We start from the raw sequence: 21,732 nt of genomic DNA, 5'->3' as shown, positions 1-21,732 counted from the left end.
ATGCGCAAAAGCAATATAGAGGATGAGAAGCTTACTTAGTCTGTCGGAGGTATAACCTCAATACGTGTAAATAGCTCAACAGGCTGTTCCGGTTCCAGGCGAATTAACCCCGTCTGCTCATCCGATAAGGCCAAATTGGGTGCGTCCGGGAGCCAAGTGTACGGTTCAATGCACAAGAACTGATCAGATTCACCTTTGGTGAAGAGAACCCAATGTTTGAAAAATGCTTCATCTGCTGAATATTTCAATGTATATCCATCTTGTCTGCGTAAGTAAGCCGTGGCTGATTCACCTTCGGTAGCTTTCAACAAGGTATCCCAGTTACGTCCCTGCAAGTTGATGCCTTCGTTCAGAGCAGACCATTCACCTAGAGATTCAATTTCACCTGTAGGGAGTTGCTCCTCATTCTGTCCGTATAGTCCGGAAACAGGCACTTGCAATGTCCAGTCGGCAGGTTTGCCGTCTAGCAAAAACCATGTATGATATCCCATCCCAAAAGGAGCAGGCGTGGAGCTCAGATTAGTGACTCGCAGACGCTGGCTAAATACAGCGTTTTGCAGACTGAACGTCATCTCAAGCTTCAGGGGAATCGGGAATTGAGCCATCCAGTGCTCTTCATTTTCAGTCAGTAATTCGGTTGTAATTGCACAGCCGTCTTCATCTTCCTCAATGTCACTGACACACCAGGATTGGGTACGGTGGAGACCGTGAATATGGTTATCATTCGCCGTATTCTGATCGAACTGGTAACGAACACCTTCATATTCGAATTGTCCACGATGAATGCGCCCTGGTGGAATCAGGAGAGGAACGCCAAAATGGTACGGCTTCTGCAGATAAAAGGCAAGATCGTCTTCATCCGGACGGCGGACGACATCTCTGTCCTGCACTAAATCGCGAATAGAAATAATATTATTTCCAAGACGCGGCAGCAGGGTAATTTCCAATTCACGGCTATGTAGGATATACGTGTCGTAACCATTCCATTGGCCTTTGGTCACTTGTTTCATATCGATGCTCCTTTTCCCACTTGAAATCTGTCTGCAAGCAGTCGTGATGACGCTACTGCTACAGGCGTGTCATTGTGTACATGCCAGCTATTTCCTGCTCGACTTCGTGTGAAGTTAACAATAGGATAAGCAATTCCATCATAACAGATTTTAGTGTGTCGGGTAAAAAAGTTCATCTCATTTTGACATTCGCGCCTGTGCGCATTAAGATGGAACTCTGAAAGCATTTATTAGAATTGAATGACATGAAATCGATGACAGGGACAAGTAGGCCAAGAGAATCCTCTTCAGAAAGCCGGTGGTTGATGCGAACCGGTGTGAGCTCTTTACCGAATGGACCCTTGAGTGTGGATTTGAACAGGCAAAGCCGAAAGACGGGCTTGCCCCACTAGAGTCTGCCGTATAATCCACGTTACGGAACAATGAAGGCATTTCTTCAGCTTGACTTGAATTCAGGGTCAGGGGCAATGGAAGAAAAGCGAATAAGGGTGGCACCACGGTCTCACGTCCCTTGCGGATGTGGGGCCTTTTTGCGTTCGCAGAGAATGGCGGTTTTTTTTATTTAAAATCAGGGAGGCGTTATGTGCAATGAAAACAGTACTTTCAGGTATTCAACCAAGTGGTAAGCTCACATTGGGCAACTATATTGGTGCAATCAAAAACTTTGTAAAACTCCAGCATGACTATCAATGTCATTTCATGGTGGTCGATCTTCATGCCATCACCGTAGCTCAGGAACCAGCAGCATTGCGTGAACAGTCGGAAGCTGTAGCTGCGCTGTTTATTGCAGCAGGTATTGACCCGTCTAAATCTAATGTATTTCTGCAGTCCCATGTACCGCAGCACGCGGAATTGGGCTGGTTGATGACGACGCTGACCTCCATGGGTGAGCTTGAACGCATGACTCAGTTTAAGGATAAATCATCTGGTAAAGATTCCGTTGGTGCTGGACTGTTCGTGTATCCATCATTAATGGCGGCTGATATTTTGCTATACAATGCTGATCTTGTACCCGTGGGTGAGGATCAGAAGCAGCATTTGGAACTGACACGTGATCTGGCAGGACGCTTTAACCATCGTTATGGGGAGTACTTCACCATTCCAGATCCGTATATCCCACAGGTGGGTGCGCGGGTAATGTCACTTGACGATGCTTCTTCGAAAATGAGCAAAAGTAACCCTAACGCTGGTAGCTATATTGCTCTACTCGATCCGCCGGATGTCATTCGCAAAAAAATCAGCCGTGCTACAACAGATTCGGGACGTGAAGTCGTATATGATCCAGCGAACAAACCGGAAGTCAGCAACCTGATGAGCATCTATGCTGAATGTGCGGGTATGACGCTTAAGGAAGTAGCTGAGCGTTATGAAGGCAAGATGTACGGTCCGTTCAAAAAGGAACTGGCTGAAGTGGTTGTGTCTGTTATTGAACCATTACAACAACGCTATAATGAGATTCGCGAGTCTGGCGAATTAGCCGATGTTCTCGATACGTCAGCGCGCCGTGCAGAAGAAGTTGCTGCTCAAACGCTGGATGCAGTAAAAGAACGTATGGGGTTTGTTCCTAGACGCAAACTGTAGTGCTGAACAAGATTTCCATATGTAACGGAATGAATAGTTAACATGAATAAAGAGGAGTCCTATGTAGGAACTCCTCTTTATTTGTACGTTCATTATTGAATTATAAAAGACATGTTCAAGAAGTAGGCTCTGAAGCCGTCGAGCGAACTTCCTGACGTTCTTTTTTGGCACGAATCACAAATCCCCAGCCAATGTTGGCCATGGACAGGATAAACAGCAGTGCTGCTAACCAACCGGAGTAGGAGATCGTAATTGCTGTAACCGCTAACAAGATAATCGAAGAGAACGCGAACCATAAGGATAAGCCTTTGCTCATTGGGAAAAACCTCCATCTACAAATTTAGTAAAATTCCGTATAACCTGAAGCGTACGAGCCATAATAATCTTGCAAGCTTGCAATTACATTACAGACACAGATTGAAGGGAGATTATAAATATGGCTCAAGGATCTCGTTCTAACAACTTGGTGGTACCTCAGGCAAATTCAGCACTGCAACAATTGAAAATCGAGGCTGCACAGGAACTGGGTGTAACTATCCCACAAGACGGTTACTATGGTAACTACACTTCCCGTGAAACAGGATCTTTGGGTGGATATATCACCAAACGTCTGGTACAAATCGCTGAGCAGTCTCTGGCTGGGTCTGGCAAATAATTTATCTTAACCAAACAGCAACAAAACAGGATAAACAGAAAGCCCGGGGCGGAAACGCTCCGGGCTTTCTCGCGTATCATTTCCTATGTCTGATTGTGCCTTGCCATGCTCGCTTCGTCAAGGGCGTGCGGATAAAAGTTTTTTATCCATCTTCTCATCGCTTAACCAGCCTACATACGTATCGATCGTTTCAAAATTTCGATCCATCACGACTACAGCGACAAATGGATATTGTTTCCGGTGTCGATAACGTACATCAGCCCAGCGGACCTTGTAACCGGCAGGTAATTCTTCAACCTCTGCCACCGCATAGGAGGTGAAGTAGAGGAAGGCACTGACTTCCGGCGATTTGCGTGAAGCAGCAACGGCCGCATGGGTGGAAGATGAAGCTTGCAGACTCCATGCCAGATTAGAACCATCCATTTTACCAATCTCATAACTGCCATCTTCAACTCTTTTAACGACATGCCAGCGATTCCAGGATATCGTCGGAATGACGATATATTTTGCTTGCTCTGGGCTGTTGTCGAGACGTCTAACCTTTCTGACCGCTTGTGCACGAGCAATCGTCCGCCATATATAATATAGTCCCGTCAAGCTATATAACGTCACGAAGAGTGGTGCAGGGGCGATCAGGTCAAAGGCCCATAACAGGATAGCCACGACATGCGTGGAGAATAGAAACGGATCAAAAATATGAATGATGTTCCAGGCGATCCAGCGTTCTGTAAAAGGTCTGGCGGCTTGGGTTCCATAGGTGTTGAACAGATCAGTGAATACGTGAACGCCTACGGCTACAGCGGTCCAAGTGGCAACGTGTCCAATAGGTACACCAGGGAATATCAGTGCAATGACGCCAGTGATGAGCAGAACCCATAACAGGAGAAATGGCAGAGAGTGTGACAAGCCCCGATGATTCCGAATGTAAAGCGAATTGCTTTTGAGACGTAACGCAGTATCGATGTCAGGGGCCTGGGAACCGGCGATCGTGCCAACCATTACCGCAGCTGCAAGCATAGGGTTGGACGCGACGACAGGATCGACATAAGCCAGACCGGCTAAACCAATCCCCATGACAAAATGTGTAGAGGTATCCATAAACGTCTCCTTTGTGTGGTGTATCGTTGTAAGGCATATTGCTTCTCTATCTAGGTGATACCCATTTATAGTGTATAATATCCGCCTGTCAGGATGCAAAACACCCCAAATTTCGAATGGATGACAATAAATGTATTATAACCAATAAATGTACGCAGTTTGTCAAACTATTTCGGCATTTCCTATGATAAAATTTATATCGGATACAGAAAGAAAAATTGTCAGAGCACATACGAACAAATGGAATGATATACAACGCTAAAAATGTATGGGCATTGTTCCTTTAAACCGTTACAATAATATAGAATCTCATAAAAAGTAGGTTTCTTTGAATACATATGTCACAGTAGATGGATGAAGCGTAACGAGCGTGATTTTGGGTTCACATATGTATGCGTATTGATAAGAAAAGATACAGGAGGGACGAGGAAGATGCTGAAAAAGTACAAATGGACATGGATGCTGCTGGGGCTCGCACTGATTATGGCTGTGTATCTGATGTGGGGTACCGTCTTTGCCAGTAAGGAAAAATTACCCGAGATTCGTGAAATTCAATCCTTTTCCATGGAAAATGTAGATGGCAGTACGGTATCCCTGGAGGACACCCAAGGGAAAGTCCGTTTGTTCTACTTTTATTTCACCAGTTGTCCGGATGTCTGCCCTATTACGACGTTTACATTATCCCAGGTGCAGGATCTGTTGAAAGAGGACGACACCTTCGGTAAAGATGTCTCGTTTGTATCCATTTCATTCGACCCGAAAGTCGATACAAGAGAGAAGATTAAGACATTCGCGGACCGCTTCCATGCGGATTATTCCGGATGGTACTTCTTGCGAGGTGATATGGACAAAACAAAACAGTTCGCCAGGGATTCATTCCAAATCCTGATTGAAGGGGAGAATAAGGACGATTTTGCCCATATGAACATGATTGGTCTGGTGGATGAGAACAACCAGCTACGCAAAGTATATAACGCATTTAATACAGAGGACGTTGTGCCAGCTGCCATTGCCGAGGATATTCGGAATCTGATCAAGGAATAATCATCTGATACTCACATTGTAAAGGCTGCCTCCAGGTTGAATATCAACCCAATGGCAGCCTTTTGGTATTTCATTTAAAAGGAAGGATGTTCAGGGTATTGGATGTATGTCTCTAACCCGGCTTTCTCCAGCTGGGCAATGATATACTCATCAGGTGTTCCTTCCACCCCCGCATATCCTCGTCGTGTATACATCTGTACTGCATCCGGGAAAGCATCCCGAAGCACACCTCTAATTTTTTTGCCGGAACTGTCATTATCCATAAATAAAAAGACTTCATCATAACCGACTTGCTTGCGCAGGGTCTCCAGCTTGAGGGAATTTAGTGTTCCAAATGTACATAGAATGTTGATTTCGGGTCCGACCAGACGTTTCAGTTTGCTTCGATCATTCTTACCTTCCACAATGACATGAATAGGCATGATATTCACCTCTTGTTCGAGAGCTTATGTCGACATTCCCCGGGAAATGTTGCAGCGAAAATCGACTGATTATATAAAATGGACTCCTTTCTTTACACTGTTCACCACGCGGACAGGAACACCTCTGACTTCTAAATTCTTTTTCACATACATCAGGAAAGTAATTCGATCAGTAGTGGCCGTTACGGTTACGGATCGTTCCTTCGATCGCTGTTGTCTCCAAATTTCTGATTGAATTTTTATAGGTTGAAATATGAAGACAAAGGCGAACGCTATCGCTTCTTCAAAATCGATTCCGTCTCCTTCACTACTTCCAATGATCGTCCATACCTAATGATGATATTTAAGAAAAAGATGAAATCTTAAAGACGGCGCTTATGATCCCTGAGCCACTCCATCAACGTGTAAAACGTTAGTCCATTTTATATAGTTTAGCTGTAAATGGGGGAATGATGCAAAGCTAATGAAAATACTGGCCTAATTGATGCCATAAAGGTAAGGAGACAGAGACTGATCGGAATTTAGTTTAATATACTTTTGGGATCGGACAGGGATGCCTCGCGTCTGGTTGTATAGTATGGAAGCAGTAGCATACCAATCATTAACAAAACAAAGGCGATGAAATAGGGTGATAACCCGACACGCAGTTGCCCGGCTGTGATGGGGCCGATGAAAGAACCGATGGAGGTGGCGATGGATTGCAGTGAGAAAATGCGACCCAGCTTGCTTCCTCCGCTCAGACGTATAAATAGGGTAGCCATAGCTGGAAAGATAATGCCTTTGGACATCCCGAGTACAAATAATACGGTGGACAACGGGATTTGTGGAATGGCTGCCATCACAAAAAAACACAAGGACATTAACAGCACGCCCGCAACCAGACGCAGCTTGGGGGAATACCGGTTGAGAAATAACATGCTGAGTGTGAAGAGTGCCCCAATACTGATAATGGAGAAAAGCAGTCCGGTAGACATGATGGACGATTGTCCTCCTCCTCGCAGGGGTAATTCGAAGAAGAGAATTCCTTGGGCACAGGCAATAACCAGAGGCAGGGCAAAGTATCGCCAGGACACTGGTAGAAATGCACTTTGTGCATTTGCTGGTGAGACATCAGGTTTAGCAGGTTCAGTTACTCTCTCGTGCTGCTTGACGATACCACGAGGCATCGTCATGAATGCAATGACACCTGTGAGAATAAGCAGATAACCCAAGCCTGAGAATGTAGCGGAGAAGCCCATAGAGCCCACAATGATCGCACCGGCTGCTGGCGATACAACAGAAGCGAGGGTATGCACTACCCCGTGACCCGACATATATTTCCCCTGTTTCACCGGATCGCTGGATAACTGTGCAAGCAAGGCGAGACATGCGGGAGACAGGAAGGCCAGTACAAAACCACTGATGGAACGCAGGGTGAGCAGTTGCCATGGTGTCTGTACATAGGCTTGCAGGAGCAGGATGAATCCTGCCCCGAGCAGACTGAACACAATGTAGCGGCGACTGCCATGTTTATCGATTTGCGTTCCAGCAATCAGATTGCCAGGAAGATGTGTTAAGGAATAGATGCCCATCATCCAGCCGATGAAGGTAGGGGCAGCTCCAAGCGAGATGGCAAAAGGGGTCAGAATGGGATACTGGGCGTGCAAATCAAATACCGCAAGGAACAAAAACAGGTATAGCCAGATGGCCGTTTTCACATAAGCCCCTCCTTGTTAAGCGATGCGTGTTCAAACTACAGATCTAGAACGTGTTCCCGTTCGTCAGCAGAACCTCATGGTACTACTTGTACGCCCGGCGGGACGAACTTAGACCCTTTATTTTTACGGGAGAGGGCTTAGCTGACAGCAGCTTCGGAAATCATGTATAATATTCGGGAAGTGTAACGAATGAATTCTAATACGGAAGGTGTAATCATGAACATAGAAGTAATCAAAGAGTTTGTGATGCAGAACTGGCTAGTGATCGTGGTTGCGTTGATCATTTTGTTCTTTGTTCTGAATGTGGTCAAAACCGTATTGAAATGGGCGATTGCCATCATCATTATTGCGGCTCTACTGATATACAGCGGCATCTCCATTGATCAGATCAAACAGACAGTGACAGACGTACAATCCAGTACGATGGACACATTGAAGAAAGAAGCGACCAGCATGATGCTTAAGGAAGCTTCCAAAGCGACATACGTTAAAGGACAGGATGGAGCATTCACCATCACAAGTCCCAATGTGGAGATTAAGGGTCGAACTCAATCGGATAAAGTGGATGTGACCTTCCGCGGAATTTCTCTTGGCGAATGGAAACTCGACAATGAAACGATACGTACGTTTGTCGAACAGGCACAGGAGAACAAAACAGCACCAGCATCGTAGTAAAGGGGGAATCAGTTCGTGCTGCAGAATTGGCTGGACAGCCTGAAGGAGTTTAATGGCATCACAATTATGCTGCTGCTGATTGTAGCTGCTTCATTGTTGCAGGGTTGGTCCAGAGGGGCTTCGCGTTCAGCAGGCAGACTCTTCGGGTTCCTGATGGATGGCATTATGGCGGTGATTGGTATTCTGTTGTCGATCGGTTTAACGATGTGGCTTGCGCCATATGTGCAGCAGTGGTTGTCTGCGTATGCTTCAGCCATGCCTAACCGTGAGTTAAATCGGTGGGAACAGATGTATTATACGTTGGTTACGGCGATTGCAGACTTTCCGCTGATGCGGTTCGCCGTATTATTTGTACTTAGCTACGGCCTCATCCGACTGATTCTTGGATTGCTGAGTTCATTCATTTTTAGCAGCAGGCAGGGTCTAGGCGAGGAAAGTGCTCCTAAAGGTATGTTTAGCAGGTTGACAGGTGCCTTGATTGGCACAATTATAGGCTCCGTCCGCGGAATGATTGTCATTGCGGTGCTATTCATGATTGTAAGTCTCTACCCTGGGAGCATGTTCAGCAGGTATGTGGAGGCATCTCCAATCTATATGCAAGGGGCAAAGTCGGTTATCGAACCGTTGTCAGGCACGTTCATCAAGGACAAGCTTCCTGTATTTACGCAGGCTGTGCAGAAGGAACTGGGCGGCATCCTGCAACGTAAATATGAAGTCATTGACCATAATATTCCGACGGATATTGAATCTGCAGCGAGTGAGATTGTGAAAGGCCAATCGACAGATGAGGCCAAAGCAAGAGCGCTATACGACTGGGTAGGTTCACGGATTCAGTATGACTATGGTAAAGTGGATGACTATGAGCAAAAGGGCATATGGCATGAACAGAATCCACAGAATACTTTTGATACACGAAAAGGCGTATGTATTGATTATGCCCGTCTATATGCTGTGATGGCCCGCTCACAAGGACTCGAAGTCAAAGTCGTTACAGGACTGGGGTATAACGGCCAGGGCGGATACGGTCCGCATGCGTGGAATGAAGTGTATTTGAGTGATTCCGAGAGCTGGGTTCCGCTTGATCCGACGTGGGCCATCAGTGGAGATTGGTTTAATCCTCCGAATTTTGCCGACACCCACTTAAAGGATCAATCAGCTTAACATTACAACGGACAAGGGTCCGTAATATGACGACGTTGCCAGGTTATCATGCCGGGAAGAACCAGTTTGAGCGGTATGCATCAAGTCATGAAAGAGGTAGGATGGATGAAAAAGCATTCCAATGAGAAGGACGAACTTACGGACAAACGGCGCTTTAGCTACCGAATGAACGTATTTTTCTTCGCTTCCTTTGTTATTTTTAGCGTTATTATTGTTCGATTGGCGTTTTTGCAATTTGTCGAAGGCCCTGAACTCAGCCAGGAAGAAGCGAGTAACATTACCAAGGATGTACCGCTTCCTCCCGTGAGGGGAACGATCTATGACTCCACAGGTGAAGTAAAGTTGGCTTATTCCAAGCCCATTCAGTCTCTCTACCTGACACTTTATAAAAACTATGGGGATGTGGGCGGTCAGCCGAGTCCGAATATTGGGGAAGTGCAAGACATCGCAACCCGGTTGCATGATGTATTCGAACAGTACAAGCTGAAGGATTCAGAGCCACTTACAGTGGAGCAAATTCTCGAAGAGATGGACCTGAATTCACGCAAGGCGAACGGTTTTATGCCACGACTGATCAAGAGTGATCTGTCCGAGGAAGAGGTAGCTTACTTCCTACAGCATAAGGACGAGTTCAAAGGCATTCAGATCGTCGAGGAAAGTGTACGATTCTACGATCCGGATACGGTAGCGGTTCAGACCATCGGTTATCTGAAGAAGTTCAGAAGTTCGAAGGCCCTGGACAAATACAAAGAGGTGGACGAGGCCAATAAAACGCAAACGGATCCGGGCCTGGTATACACGGAAAATGAATTTGTAGGCTTTGATGGACTGGAGCTGCAATATCAGGATGCTCTCCGCGGCAAAAGCGGATATACATCCGTTGATGTTGATTTGCGTAACTTGCCTGAAGGTGTGGCTGGTACTACCCCGCCGGAGAAAGGGTACGACCTGATTTCCAGCATTAACAAGAACGTTCAGGTGAAAACAGAACAGGCCATTATGGATCAGTTGAGTTGGCTTCATCGGAATCCGGTTTCCGGTAAATTGCATCCGAATGCCAAGACCGGATTTGCAGTTGCGATGGAAGTGGACACGGGGAAAATCGTATCTGCTGCCAGTATGCCGGATTATGATACCAACCTCTGGAGAACAGGCAGTATCACGAATGATCAATACGATGATATTAAATATGTGTACCAAAATGGTACGATTCGTTCTTTCCCTCCGGATGATTCTAAAAAGCGAGCCGAATCGATCGTGTTACTCGGCTCCACGATCAAACCGCTTAGTGTCTTGATCGGTTTGAAAGAAGGTTTTTTCACAACAAATACCGTTTATTCGGATAGAGGTTCAACGACCTTTGGTGGAGACAACCGCAGAGTTCAGAACTCATCAGGCCATGTGTACGGTGCGATGCGTCCGCATGATGCGATTCGTCATTCCTCGAACGTATTCATGATTGATGAGATCGGGAAGAAGTTGTACTCGAAATACGGTGCGACCGGAATTGACAAATGGGATGAATACATGAAGCAGTTCGGCCTTGGAGTATCCACAGGGGTGGATCTGCCGAATGAATTCTTGGGCATACGGGATTACATGAACACCACGGAAAGCTCGCTGACGCGTCTTGTGTATGGTTCCTTTGGACAGCAGGGGAAATACACAACTATGCAGTTAGCACAGTACACGACGATGTTGGCAAACAAAGGAAAGCGAATGGAGCCACAACTGGTCAGAGAGTTCCGGGATTCGGAAGGCAACGTGGTCGAGAAAGTAAAACCGAAGGTACTCAGCACGGTGGAGTTTAACGATGCCTACTGGAATGAAGTACAACGAGGCATGGCAACCGAGGTATCCGCATTTAGCGGATTCCCTTATGACTTTGCCAGAAAAACAGGAACATCGACACAGGTTGTAGGTGGCAAACTGGTGGATAATGGGGTGTTTATCGCCTATGCACCTCGTAATAATCCGAAGCTGGCTGTTGCTGTGGTTATCCCCGAAGGGGGCTTTGGTTCGAGTAGTGCGGCTCCGGTTGCACGTGCGATCTTCGATGCCTATGACGAGGAATTCGGTCTCGACGGTGTACCGAAAAAGGACAAAAATAAAGATGCAGAATCGGAATCAGGCACACAGTGATGTGGGTCATTGATTACAGAGGGGACCCTTGGCGGGGTCCTCTTTTTTGTATTTACGCAGAGCATGGATCGAGGGAGTGAACTAATTAATTGCATTAATGTGTAACCAAATGAGCTGTATCACGTTTATATAAGGAAAGGGTAAACGCTTTCGACAGAGCGGGATAACGTTGATATGTCAGTGTTTACATTTAAATCGGTAGATTGGTTAGTGTAACGGTTCTGTTTACGAAAATGTAACCAAAAATTGAAAGACGTGACAGCTAGCCTTTGGTAGACTTGTATGAGAAAGGATTAAATAGGGGAATGAGCACATCCACAATATGGATTAGATATTTTATTTTTATAGAGGAACGGGAGAGGCTTAAACCATGTTTAACCGATTGAGGAAGAAACCCATGACTGAGGAAGATACACCCGTCAATAAGCCTTCCACCGCAAGGCTGAATTTGTTTTTTTTCGCGGCATTTGTCATATTCAGTATCCTTATTTTCAGGTTGGCCTTTGTACAATTCGTGGAGGGTCCTGAACTGACGTATATGGAAACAAGTCGAAATACCAAGGATATCCCACTTGCACCTGTTCGTGGTCCCATTTATGATGCGACAGGGGAAGTCGCGCTCGCTTATTCCGAACCTGTACAGTCCCTCTATGTGTTGTTATATGAGGATTATCGGAATGATGAACGTAGACAGGAAGCAGAGGAACTGGCTCATGATCTGGCGGCTGTGTTTAAGCAGTTTAATCCAGGGGACAAAGAGCAGCCGGATGCGGAAGAGATCATCAAACGATTGGATCTGGATTATCAGAAAACGTTTGGATATGTGCCGAGACTAGTGAAGTCGGATCTATCGACCAAAGAAATTGCCTTTTTCATGGAGAAAAAAGCGGATTATCCGGGCGTTATGGTGCTAGAAGAAAACATAAGAAAGTATGACCCGGATGGCGTAGCGGTTCAGGTTGTGGGTTACACAAGGGAGTTCAAACGGGCACCAGACAGCCTTGCCAAATATAAGGCCATCCGCGAGGGGGCAAGTACCCAGCGTGATCCTGGTCTTGTATACCACGAGGAAGAGAAGGTTGGTTTTGATGGATTGGAGCTTCAATATCAGGAGGAACTTCGTGGACGAAGTGGCTACCAGTCCATTGATATTGACGCACGTAATCTGCCAGATGGAACGATGTTACAAACACCACCAGAGAAAGGCTACAGTCTGGTTTCCACCATTAACAAGGAAATTCAGATGGCTGCACAAGAGGCGATTACGGATGAACTGCGCAGACTTCCGAAGGCGATTACGGGATACGCAGTAGCCATGGAAGTGGATACAGGAAATGTGGTAGCCATGGCAAGTATGCCGGATTATGATCCGAACGATTGGGATTATGACAAAATTAAGTATGTATTCAGGAACGGAACCACCGAGTCGTTCCCACCGAATGATGCCAAGCCTAGTCGGGCGGAATCCGTTGTACTCCTTGGATCGGTGATCAAACCGCTAAGTGTCCTTATTGGATTGAAAGAGGGATTATTTACAGCAGGACAGACATATCATGATCAGGGATATGCAGTTTTGGGGAAAGACGGACGACAAGTGAAAAACTCGCATTCTGCTTATAATGGTTCTATTACGGCGAGAAGAGCGATTGAGAAATCCTCGAATGCCTTCATGATCGACATGGTGGGTAAACGTTTGTTAAGCAAATACGGCTCAGAGAAAGGCATCGATGTCTGGCACAAATACATGCAGGATTTCGGTTTGGGTGTCTCTACGGGAGTAGATTTACCTAACGAGTTCTTGGGTAGGCTGGAATACAAAGAAGATCATGAATCAGCTCTAACACGTTTGGCATTTGCCTCCTTTGGACAACAAGCCAAGTACACCACGATGCAACTCGCCCAATACACGACGATGCTTGCCAATAAAGGCAAGCGGATGGAACCACATCTGGTGAAGGAAATCCGTGACGCGGATGGCAATGTGGTGAAGGAAATCAAACCTAAAGTGCTCAATGAAGTTGACTTTGCCGATGCGCACTGGAATGAAGTTCATAAGGGTATGGTCACCAAAGTAAGCTCATTTGACGGTTTCCCATACGATTATGCACGGAAAACAGGAACATCGGAGCAGGGTACAGGGCCGAACAAGAAAGAGAATGGTGTGTTTATTGCCTTTGCACCGAGGGATAATCCGAAGCTGGCTGTAGCGGTTGTGGTACCGGAAGGTGGTTTCGGGTCAGTCAGTGCTTCGCCAATTGCACGGAAAATTTTCGATGCATACGATGAAGTATACGGTCTCGATGGAACACCGAAAGGCAAGAAAGATCAGAAGCAAGACCAAGAGTAAGTAATACAGAATATTGAAATGCACTGATATGCAGTGAATGAATTAGATTTGATTTGCAGAGGCAGGGGAGTTATCCCTTGCCTCTTTTGGATGATGCTTGCCTTAAAGACATGAATGGTTAGTTCGATTTGGAATATACATCTGTCGTGAAGCGTCAACGTTTCGATTACGGGTTATTTTGTTGCATACAGATGATCTGTGGTAAAATGTCGTTAGCTGTGACGTCCGGAGCGTCCGTTTTGTGGATGCCGGGCGATCTTGTTGTGAAAGAATGTTTAAAAATAGATAAAAAGAACCTTTAAGCTGAACTGGAGAACCATTGTGGAACCTAGAGGGCCCGCGTAGTGCCTGAATGGATATCCATGAGTTCAACTTGGAGAGAGACAACCTAGGAGGAACTACTGTATGAGTGAACTGAAATACAAATTGCTTGCATTGGATATGGATGGAACATTGCTTAACGATAATCATGAAATTACGCAGGAGACCGCCAAGTGGATACAGATTGCCATTCGTCGGGGTGTGCATGTGTGCCTTTCCACGGGAAGAGCCGTATTCCACGCGATGCCTTATGCGGTCCAACTGGGACTGGAGACACCGATGGTTACCGTTAACGGTAGTGAGGTCTGGAAAGCACCGCATGATCTGCATATGCGTCATCTGATGGACCCGGCATTGATTCGCAAAATGCAGGAAATTGGAGAGAAATATAATAGCTGGTACTGGGCATACTCCGTGGAAGAGCTGTTCAATCGTGATCGCTGGACAGACAATATTGAAGGTCTGGAATGGTTGAAATTCGGCTTCAATACCGAAGTGGATGAAGTGCGTCACCAGATTATGATGGAACTGCAACAAATGGGTGGTCTGCAAATGACGAATTCTTCACCCGTTAATATTGAGATCAACCCTGCTGGCGTATCCAAAGCAAGTGGTGTAGCCGAAGTCTGCAAGCTGCTGGGCATCGAGATGTCCGAAGTTGTTGCTGTCGGAGACAGTCTGAACGATCTGGCTGTCATCGAGGCCGTAGGTCTTGGTGTAGCGATGGGCAATGCGCAAGAGCAAGTGAAGGAAGCGGCCGATCTGATCGTAGCGAGTAACAATGACGACGGTATCGTCGAAGTGATCCGTGAACATATTTTGAAGGGGGAGTAACCTTTGCTCGCAACCATTGCCTGGATTTTAATTGTGCTGCTGTTTGCAGTGGGAATGGCTGGAACGGTATATCCCATACTGCCTGGTGCTGTAGCGATTTTCTTTGCATTTCTGGTCTACGGCTGGTTCTTCAGCTTTGATCCGTTCGGCGTGTGGTTCTGGATCATCCAGATTCTGATTGTTGTCGTGTTGTTCGTGGCTGATTATGTCGTCAGCGCTTGGGGCGTGAAGAAGTTCGGTGGCTCCAAGTTATCGACCACGCTGAGTACCATTGGTGTTATCATTGGGCCATTTGTCATTCCGGCATTCGGACTGGTGCTGGGACCATTTATCGGTGCTTTTATCGGGGAACTGATCGGAGGGTCTTCACCTTCCAAAGCTTCGAAAGTTGGTTTTGGTTCCGTGGTGGGACTATTTACGAGCACTGTGATGAAAATTATTTTGCAAATCGTCATGATTGTTCTCTTTATTATCTGGGTGGTAAGATTCGCCTAAACGTTCAGGATTAGCTTCAACGGGATGCATGTCCGGTGTGGAGGAAAGAAGGGGAATTGGTTTGTCTAAGAAAGAAACATTCATTAAGGGTACGCTCATTCTGGCGGCCGCTGCGCTGATCGCGAGAGTACTCGGATTGGTTCAGCGGGTTCCGCTGGAGCATATCCTCGGCGATATCGGTAACGCATCGTTTACGATCTCCAATACGGTATATTTAATGCTGTTAACTGTGGCAACGGCGGGAATACCGAGTACTCTGAGCAAAATGGTATCGGAACGCTATGCGCTCGGACGCGCGGGTGAAGCTCAACAGATCTACCGTGCAGCTCTGATCTTTGCAGCTGTCGCTGGGGTAGTTATGTCTGCTTTATTGTGGTTCGCGGCACCTTATTATGCCACCTATGTCTCCAAAGTACCGGAGTCAGTCAGCGCCATTCGCGCCTTGGCCCCAGCCTTGCTGCTCTTCCCGGCTATTGCGATGATGCGTGGATATTTCCAGGGACGCGGCAACATGACAGCAGGCGGTATTTCACAGATTGTGGAACAGTTTGCTCGTGTAGGTACAGCCATTATCGTGGCTTATGTCATGCTGCAATGGAATTATGATGATCAAACGATTGCTGCAGGTGCTTCATTTGGTGGGGTATTAGGAAGTGTTGGTGCTTTCGGTGTCATGCTGTACTTCACCTTGAAGCTGCGTCGTAGCGATCGTGCGGCGCAATTGAATTACGAGCGTGCAGAGCAATTGCCGATGCGAGGCATCTACAGTGATATCTTTAAGCTCTCTATTCCAATTGTGCTGTCTTCACTTGCGGTTCCAGCCATTAACTTTATCGATTCATCCCTTGTGGTTCCACTGCTTAGTGGCCAGATCGGGCTTGAAGAGGCGACAGGTGTACTTGCGATTCTCGGTGCCAAGGCCCAAAGTATTGCGGGGATTCCTCCGATTCTGGCTATCGCTTTGAGTCAATCGTTAGTGCCTGTCATTTCAGCAGCATTTGCCCGCAAGGATGAAGCCCATCTGAAGAATCAGGTTACACTTGCGTTGCGCATTTCGATTCTGACAGGTATGCCGATTGTTATTGCACTTTGTGCGGCAGCGTATTCCGTCAACGGATTGCTGTTTACCAATCTGGATGGAACGCCGATCATTGCTTTGTTGACATTCGGTACCATTTTTCAGATTACGATGATGACCACCAACTCCATTTTGCTTGGGGTAGGTAAACCGCGGATTACGATGGTGAGTGTGGCAGCAGGTGTTGTGATCAAGTTGGTCGCAAGTTTGATTCTGGCGCCTATCTTCGGTATTTACGGCATCATTATTGCAACAGCTCTCTGCTTCTTGGTGATCACGTACCTGAATCTGCGAGTCCTTCGCAAAATCGTTGATTTCTCCATTATGGGAGATCGCTGGAAAGGGTTTATCATTACAGTGCTGCTTGCAGCAGGTGTAGGATTTGCAGCGAACTGGATTGGCAATATGATCTTTGGACTGTTCCTGCCAGCACGCGTATCCTTCTTGCTCACCTGCCTTGTGGTTGGAGTGCTTGTGGTGGGGGTGTATCTGGTTCTCATGGTCGTGCTGCGTGTACTGCGCAAGGACGAGCTGGGCAGTTACCCCCGTATTCTGCAAAAAATTCTTCGTCCACTCATGCGTCTCCAACGTGGAGGCGTGCAAAGAGGTTAACCTGGAAGGATATAATCATTTAAGCATCATTATTGTGCAAAATAAGATACAAGCTCTGTCTGCTGTCGAAGCGGACAGGGCTTTTTGTATCGTTAAGACCAGCTGAGAGCCTGAGTTGGACATTAGGCAAATTATTAGGTAAGTAAACCTATACTAGCGGTGCATCGGGTTATCTACATCATGCGGCTTTGCCTGCTCCATATGATCTTCAACTTTAGTGAATGGTCGCTTTAGCATCATGAGCCAGTGCTGTTTTCAGCATGCCATACCGATGTTCGTGACTCATCTCAAACAGCCATGGGCGGCGCGGTGCCGTCAGATAACCAAGACAATCCCGAGTCTGAAGCCAGTCCTGTCTGGTGATTGGCTCATAAGGCGTGTCTCCCCATACGGCGAGCAGTTCAGGACTATACAATCGTTGCCCTTTGGGTAGCCATTCTTCATCCAGTAGCTCCTGAGCATAAAGTGTATGATCACCCGCCTCGTCTTCATGATGGGTAAACAGGCCAGGCCAATATTCGGCACGTGAGCCACGATGGGGAACCGAACGTGCGAATTCCAACACTTGTGTGTGTACTTGCTCTACACCAAACAACAGGGCATACAGGCCTTTGCCAAACAGAATTCGCTCATCCAGCTTGCCAAAATGTTCAATCACCCGTCCTGCAAGCCCGGCTTCTCTTCCTAGAGGAAAGACGATATGATTCAGACCGGCCAGATTATGCAGATGGAACGCGGGTTTGGAAAGTACTTCTTTTTGAAAATAAGGATGCTGCACCACCCGGCTCTCGATATAGTTCTGCTCATTAATAATTAATGCCACACTTAGCAGTGAACTGCACCGTTCCAGCCAAAAGCGTTCCCAAAACGGCGTCATGAACGCCGATACGTGAAAGTGTGACAAGAGATGAAAACAGCTTCGTCCGATCCGGCGACTGTTCATATACAGCAGAAGCTGGGGATATGCATCCTGGAAGATGAGTGCGTTACACCGTTCTAACAGTCGATACATATGCTCACGATCGCTTTGATTCTGTAAATTATGCATCAGGTCACTCTGAAGATCTGTCATGTGATATCCGCCGTTGCGAGAGACCATATGAGCCAGTAGCGCCCAATGCAGTTCAGGATATTGCTCGTAACATTCCAGATAGGCTGCCGTGCGAGTGATGTTACTCCGATTATGCTCTTGGGTCAGCGTCTTGATCTCTTCCAGAATGATGCAATCTTCTTCACAGACGAGAGCACTTTGGACCTGGTCAGTGCGTGCAAAAGACTTGCCGCTGGCAGGTAACAAACGCTCCACCTCGGATTGCAGAGCGATAGCCGTATCAGTATCCCACTCGATGTCACGCAATGGATGCCGAAGCTGTGCCGAAGCTTGCCATGCAGCCTGTTTGCCACGCCAGATTTCCCGGGCAGCTCCCGGAATGGAACGAACAATCTGCAGTAGGGACCCGTGATGCTGTTCGCTGGAAGAATCGGTTCTGGTGGAAGTCATGTTGTGACATCCTTTCATGATGTTCTGGGTTTAATTTCACAGACGATGTGGTTTATTCTAAGTATGCGCTGATTATTTGACTTCCACTCGCCAATTTGCTTCACTTAGATTAAGACAAGGTACAGAAAGGAAGATGAACCCAATGGAATCAATTACATCCAAACCGGCATTTGATGTAGCCATTCAATCACCACGTTTAACGATTGCCGTATTCAAGGCTGACTGGTGTGGTGACTGCAAATACATCGATCCGTTTATGCCTGAGGTTGAAGAGAAATATGCACGTGAACTGACTTTGATTGAGGTCGACGTGGATCAGGTTGGAACGGTTAGTGAAGAACAAAATATTCTTGGTATTCCAAGCTTTGTGGCGTATACAGATGGCCGCGAACTCGTACGTTACGTGAACAAGCTGCGCAAGTCGAGAGAAGAGATTGAGCAGTTCCTGGATCGTGCAGTTGAGGTGTACAACACCATCCATAAATGATGTTAAATAAGTTCAAATGATGAATAATTACACAGACACACAGACACTCCGATGACAGAATAACCTTCCGATCGCTGTTATCCTTGGAGATTGTTCATGTTGTAAAAGGGTATACTAAACAGAACGCCATTTCTCTTGAAATAGGGAAATGGCGTTTGTGTGTTCGACGTTCGATGTAAGAAACGCTTCTGTACATATCCTCAATGACCTGTGGGTCATTATTTCACCAGACGTTAACATTTTGTCACAAAGCGCGACGTCAATGAACATTTTATCCGGTATAATGAGTTTAGTTGTGAAATAAGTGTCAAAGTACCGAAACAAGCGGAGAATATTCTTCGCCATCTTAAACCAACAGCGGGTGAGAAAAAATTGAAGCACTTAACTTTGTTTAAATGGTTAACCGTATTAACCTGTCTTGTCATGTTTCTGGCCACTTTTGGTGGAGGCATCGTAACCAAAACGGAATCGGGCCTTGGCTGCGGAACGGAATGGCCTTTATGTAACGGAAAACTCGTTCCGGCACATACTGTGGCTTCACTTATTGAATATTCCCACCGCGCTGTAAGCGCACTGGCTGGACTGTTGTCCATTGCCTCATTTGTTGCTTTTCTGCGGTTCGGCAAGTCACGTCGTGACCTGCAATTGTTTTCTTTCTTAACCTTGGTATTTGTTATCGTCCAGGGAATCATGGGGGCTTTTGCCGTCGTCTTCTCCCAATCTTCAGCAGTCATGGCATTGCATTTCGGCTTTGCATTGATTGCTTTTGCCAGTTCCCTTATGATGGCGCTGGGCATAAGGCAGGAGGCCAAAGATGGCGGATTGGAGCGTCTGAATAAATACCCTCGGGTCACTAAAAAATTCAGGAATCTGGTCTGGTTCTCCACGGTTTATACGTATCTCGTTGTATACACAGGTGCATTTGTGAGCCACACGGATTCTGCAGGCGGATGTTCCGGATTCCCGCTCTGTAACGGGCAGATTATTCCTGAGCTTTCGGGTGGGGTGGCGGTTGCGTTTGCTCACCGTGCTGCGGCTGCATCGCTCGTAATTGTGATCGCCATTCTGGGTCACTTCGCTTACCGTAATCATCCGGATAACAAGGAGATGCGTACCCTTGGTGTGGTATCCGTTATTTTGATTTTGATGCAAGTGGTCATTGGTATTTTCATGATGGTGACGATGAGCCGTCCGGAAGTATACATGTTCGTAGCCCTTGCTCATATGCTGGATATCGCCATATTGTTCGGGGTTTTAACGTATATGAGTTTCTTAGTGTACAAGCTGCATCGCCCGGCTAATCGTTTCTAAATTTCGTTGAGGTTGGAACGACTCTTGGGCTAAATTTGAAAGTCCACCATCCAGTGATGTACATCATTGGACAGGTGGACTTTGTTTGATGTCAGGGGGATCAGGGCAACCTATGGCAAGCAGCAATTACACGTATACTCGGAATGGTTTAAGTATGATGGTGATGAATCCTTGTTGATGTGGAAAAGAGGAGGTTAGTTATGCTGCGAACATTGCTGGGAGAAAAGCCACGTATAAACGAAGGGTTATTGAAGAAAGCGATGGATTCTATGGCGCATACGCTTGAGCTGTTTCAGCGACAAATGCATGTGGACCATGATCCCACGCATGACTATCGGAAACTGTATGTGTGGACGCAGGGACTCATCTCCTCGCTGGATGAACTGGAGCAAAGCTGTTTCGCTGCTGCTCATTTTCGCAAAAAGGTCGTTGCAGGCTCTACGGACGATATGACGCAGGCCGAGAAAGCCGAGTATGCCCGATATGTTTATTTTTATAAAGATGGCTTCATCCGTTGTTTTGCCATTCTGGATAAAGTCGGCACCGTATTAAATGAAATATTCGAACTGAATACCTCAAATACAAAAGCACATTTTTCTTATTTTACCGTGTTAAGGCAGTTCGATTATGCGACGCAGCATCATGACCTTGCCTTGCGATTGATTCAGATCAAGGATTCATATCGTGAACCGATGAGCAAGCTGCGTAAACGACGTAACATGGAAATTCACTACATGAACTCTGAAATGCATGATGATTTGTGGCAGTTACACCAGACGTTGCAAGGGAAAGTGAAGTTGGAGGATCTGGATCAGCATGTGCATGAAATGCGTCAGGGCGTGGATATGGTATGTGAAACGTTAAGTACTTCATACGGCTACATTAATCAGATATGGCTTAAGCAAGGTAAGAAACGTTAACGCAGTAAATAAAATGAAATAATTCCCTTTGACAAATCGGAATACTTGGATTATACTGAGTTTCATACCGAATGGTACATGAATATCGTTATTTTTACAGAAGTTTCTGAACTATTGAACAGTATATAACATGAACTACATGAACTTATAGAATCTTACAACCTCATATTTCTTATCGAGAGCGGCGGAGGGACAGGCCCGATGAAGCCCGGCAACCGATTTATAATGAATGACACATGTGTCATTCGTTATAGATGTTAGGTGCTAATTCCTACAAAATGGTGCAAGACACGATTTTGGCAGATGAGAAGGTAAATTCACGTGAAGAGCCGTCTTTGTAT

General features: G+C 46.4%; 19 protein-coding genes, 1 riboswitch and 1 other annotated feature. Of the genes, 13 read left to right on the top strand and 6 right to left on the bottom strand.

The genetic code is table 11. The features are described 5' to 3' along the window. Window positions 1–35: 35 nt before the first annotated feature. Window positions 36–1,010: an aldose 1-epimerase gene (locus tag MKX75_RS24165; protein WP_076333193.1), complete on the bottom strand. Its 975-nt coding sequence runs from the start codon at window positions 1,008–1,010 to the stop codon at window positions 36–38. A gap of 245 nt (window positions 1,011–1,255) precedes the next feature. Beyond that, window positions 1,256–1,525: a binding site (T-box leader), on the top strand. A gap of 73 nt (window positions 1,526–1,598) precedes the next feature. Between MKX75_RS24165 and trpS the strand changes: the two genes are divergently transcribed. Next, on the top strand, window positions 1,599–2,591 hold the full coding sequence (trpS, locus tag MKX75_RS24160; protein WP_076333192.1) for a tryptophan--tRNA ligase: 993 nt from the start codon (window positions 1,599–1,601) through the stop codon (window positions 2,589–2,591). 115 nt (window positions 2,592–2,706) lie between these two features. Here trpS and MKX75_RS24155 read toward each other — a convergent pair whose 3' ends face one another. After that, window positions 2,707–2,907, bottom strand: coding sequence for a hypothetical protein (locus MKX75_RS24155; RefSeq protein WP_076333191.1), 201 nt, complete (start codon window positions 2,905–2,907; stop codon window positions 2,707–2,709). A 120-nt stretch (window positions 2,908–3,027) separates the two neighbouring features. On the opposite strand from MKX75_RS24155, the gene MKX75_RS24150 reads away from it, so the two are divergent. Beyond that, window positions 3,028–3,246: an alpha/beta-type small acid-soluble spore protein gene (locus tag MKX75_RS24150; RefSeq protein ID WP_017692386.1), complete on the top strand. Its 219-nt coding sequence runs from the start codon at window positions 3,028–3,030 to the stop codon at window positions 3,244–3,246. Window positions 3,247–3,363: 117 nt separating this feature from the next. On the opposite strand, the gene MKX75_RS24145 is transcribed toward MKX75_RS24150, so the two are convergent. Continuing rightward, on the bottom strand, window positions 3,364–4,344 hold the full coding sequence (locus MKX75_RS24145) for a metal-dependent hydrolase (RefSeq protein ID WP_339167184.1): 981 nt from the start codon (window positions 4,342–4,344) through the stop codon (window positions 3,364–3,366). Window positions 4,345–4,776: 432 nt separating this feature from the next. Between MKX75_RS24145 and MKX75_RS24140 the strand changes: the two genes are divergently transcribed. Further along, entirely contained in the window at window positions 4,777–5,388 is a 612-nt protein-coding gene (locus MKX75_RS24140; RefSeq protein WP_062837992.1) for an SCO family protein, read from the top strand. Between the two features lie 74 nt (window positions 5,389–5,462). On the opposite strand, the gene MKX75_RS24135 is transcribed toward MKX75_RS24140, so the two are convergent. Both MKX75_RS24135 and MKX75_RS24130 read right to left on the bottom strand, forming a co-directional pair. After that, window positions 5,463–5,810, bottom strand: a complete 348-nt coding sequence (locus MKX75_RS24135; protein ID WP_062837991.1) for a toprim domain-containing protein — start codon at window positions 5,808–5,810, stop codon at window positions 5,463–5,465. A 521-nt stretch (window positions 5,811–6,331) separates the two neighbouring features. Beyond that, window positions 6,332–7,507 carry an MFS transporter gene (locus MKX75_RS24130; protein WP_076333188.1) on the bottom strand — a complete coding sequence of 392 codons (1,176 nt, stop codon included), beginning with the start codon at window positions 7,505–7,507 and terminating at the stop codon, window positions 6,332–6,334. A gap of 216 nt (window positions 7,508–7,723) precedes the next feature. On the opposite strand from MKX75_RS24130, the gene MKX75_RS24125 reads away from it, so the two are divergent. The 7 genes from MKX75_RS24125 (at window position 7,724) to MKX75_RS24095 (ending at window position 17,172) form a co-directional block, all read left to right on the top strand. Continuing rightward, complete coding sequence (locus tag MKX75_RS24125; protein ID WP_062838060.1) at window positions 7,724–8,179, top strand: hypothetical protein; 456 nt, start codon at window positions 7,724–7,726, stop codon at window positions 8,177–8,179. 18 nt (window positions 8,180–8,197) lie between these two features. Further along, window positions 8,198–9,343, top strand: coding sequence for a transglutaminase domain-containing protein (locus MKX75_RS24120; RefSeq protein ID WP_139331951.1), 1,146 nt, complete (start codon window positions 8,198–8,200; stop codon window positions 9,341–9,343). A gap of 105 nt (window positions 9,344–9,448) precedes the next feature. Next, window positions 9,449–11,485 carry a penicillin-binding transpeptidase domain-containing protein gene (locus MKX75_RS24115; protein ID WP_339167182.1) on the top strand — a complete coding sequence of 679 codons (2,037 nt, stop codon included), beginning with the start codon at window positions 9,449–9,451 and terminating at the stop codon, window positions 11,483–11,485. 397 nt (window positions 11,486–11,882) lie between these two features. Then, window positions 11,883–13,832, top strand: a complete 1,950-nt coding sequence (locus MKX75_RS24110; RefSeq protein WP_339167180.1) for a penicillin-binding protein 2 — start codon at window positions 11,883–11,885, stop codon at window positions 13,830–13,832. 405 nt (window positions 13,833–14,237) lie between these two features. Continuing rightward, window positions 14,238–14,987 (top strand): Cof-type HAD-IIB family hydrolase, encoded by a 750-nt coding sequence (locus tag MKX75_RS24105; protein ID WP_076333185.1) that lies wholly within the window; start codon window positions 14,238–14,240, stop codon window positions 14,985–14,987. A gap of 54 nt (window positions 14,988–15,041) precedes the next feature. Next, complete coding sequence (locus MKX75_RS24100; RefSeq protein ID WP_047841365.1) at window positions 15,042–15,482, top strand: DUF456 domain-containing protein; 441 nt, start codon at window positions 15,042–15,044, stop codon at window positions 15,480–15,482. A 61-nt stretch (window positions 15,483–15,543) separates the two neighbouring features. Continuing rightward, the gene (locus tag MKX75_RS24095) at window positions 15,544–17,172 is read left to right on the top strand and encodes a polysaccharide biosynthesis protein (protein WP_339167179.1); all 1,629 of its coding nucleotides are present in this window, start codon (window positions 15,544–15,546) and stop codon (window positions 17,170–17,172) included. A 214-nt stretch (window positions 17,173–17,386) separates the two neighbouring features. Here the strand turns inward: MKX75_RS24095 and MKX75_RS24090 are convergent, their stop codons facing one another. Next, complete coding sequence (locus tag MKX75_RS24090; protein ID WP_339167178.1) at window positions 17,387–18,673, bottom strand: DUF2515 family protein; 1,287 nt, start codon at window positions 18,671–18,673, stop codon at window positions 17,387–17,389. Window positions 18,674–18,815: 142 nt separating this feature from the next. On the opposite strand from MKX75_RS24090, the gene MKX75_RS24085 reads away from it, so the two are divergent. The 3 genes from MKX75_RS24085 to MKX75_RS24075 all read left to right on the top strand — a co-directional run bounded on the left by MKX75_RS24085 (window position 18,816) and on the right by MKX75_RS24075 (window position 21,391). Then, a complete protein-coding gene (locus MKX75_RS24085; protein ID WP_062837984.1) occupies window positions 18,816–19,160 on the top strand; it encodes a thioredoxin family protein in 345 nt (114 codons plus the stop codon). A gap of 387 nt (window positions 19,161–19,547) precedes the next feature. Continuing rightward, the gene (locus tag MKX75_RS24080; protein WP_268801834.1) at window positions 19,548–20,471 is read left to right on the top strand and encodes a heme A synthase; all 924 of its coding nucleotides are present in this window, start codon (window positions 19,548–19,550) and stop codon (window positions 20,469–20,471) included. Between the two features lie 200 nt (window positions 20,472–20,671). Beyond that, on the top strand, window positions 20,672–21,391 hold the full coding sequence (locus tag MKX75_RS24075; RefSeq protein WP_076333182.1) for a Cthe_2314 family HEPN domain-containing protein: 720 nt from the start codon (window positions 20,672–20,674) through the stop codon (window positions 21,389–21,391). Between the two features lie 169 nt (window positions 21,392–21,560). Then, a riboswitch (SAM riboswitch) is annotated at window positions 21,561–21,701 on the top strand. Window positions 21,702–21,732: the final 31 nt, after the last annotated feature.

The organism is Paenibacillus sp. FSL R5-0341, assembly GCF_037975235.1.
Taxonomy (GTDB): domain Bacteria; phylum Bacillota; class Bacilli; order Paenibacillales; family Paenibacillaceae; genus Paenibacillus; species Paenibacillus amylolyticus_A.
This window is presented reverse-complemented; position numbering and strand designations above follow the sequence as displayed.

Excerpts from the sequence above, each read along its gene's own strand:
- MKX75_RS24125 (WP_062838060.1), top strand. The coding sequence starts at position 7,724 with ATGAACATAGAAGTAATCAAAGAGTTTGTGATGCAGAACTGGCTAGTG.
- MKX75_RS24115 (WP_339167182.1), top strand. The coding sequence starts at position 9,449 with ATGAAAAAGCATTCCAATGAGAAGGACGAACTTACGGACAAACGGCGC.
- trpS (WP_076333192.1), top strand. The coding sequence starts at position 1,599 with ATGAAAACAGTACTTTCAGGTATTCAACCAAGTGGTAAGCTCACATTG.
- MKX75_RS24100 (WP_047841365.1), top strand. The coding sequence starts at position 15,042 with ATGGCTGGAACGGTATATCCCATACTGCCTGGTGCTGTAGCGATTTTC.
- MKX75_RS24075 (WP_076333182.1), top strand. The coding sequence starts at position 20,672 with ATGCTGCGAACATTGCTGGGAGAAAAGCCACGTATAAACGAAGGGTTA.
- MKX75_RS24090 (WP_339167178.1), bottom strand. The coding sequence starts at position 18,673 with ATGACTTCCACCAGAACCGATTCTTCCAGCGAACAGCATCACGGGTCC.
- MKX75_RS24110 (WP_339167180.1), top strand. The coding sequence starts at position 11,883 with ATGACTGAGGAAGATACACCCGTCAATAAGCCTTCCACCGCAAGGCTG.
- MKX75_RS24135 (WP_062837991.1), bottom strand. The coding sequence starts at position 5,810 with ATGCCTATTCATGTCATTGTGGAAGGTAAGAATGATCGAAGCAAACTG.
- MKX75_RS24085 (WP_062837984.1), top strand. The coding sequence starts at position 18,816 with ATGGAATCAATTACATCCAAACCGGCATTTGATGTAGCCATTCAATCA.
- MKX75_RS24140 (WP_062837992.1), top strand. The coding sequence starts at position 4,777 with ATGCTGAAAAAGTACAAATGGACATGGATGCTGCTGGGGCTCGCACTG.
- MKX75_RS24105 (WP_076333185.1), top strand. The coding sequence starts at position 14,238 with ATGAGTGAACTGAAATACAAATTGCTTGCATTGGATATGGATGGAACA.
- MKX75_RS24150 (WP_017692386.1), top strand. The coding sequence starts at position 3,028 with ATGGCTCAAGGATCTCGTTCTAACAACTTGGTGGTACCTCAGGCAAAT.
- MKX75_RS24145 (WP_339167184.1), bottom strand. The coding sequence starts at position 4,344 with ATGGATACCTCTACACATTTTGTCATGGGGATTGGTTTAGCCGGTCTG.
- MKX75_RS24165 (WP_076333193.1), bottom strand. The coding sequence starts at position 1,010 with ATGAAACAAGTGACCAAAGGCCAATGGAATGGTTACGACACGTATATC.
- MKX75_RS24155 (WP_076333191.1), bottom strand. The coding sequence starts at position 2,907 with ATGAGCAAAGGCTTATCCTTATGGTTCGCGTTCTCTTCGATTATCTTG.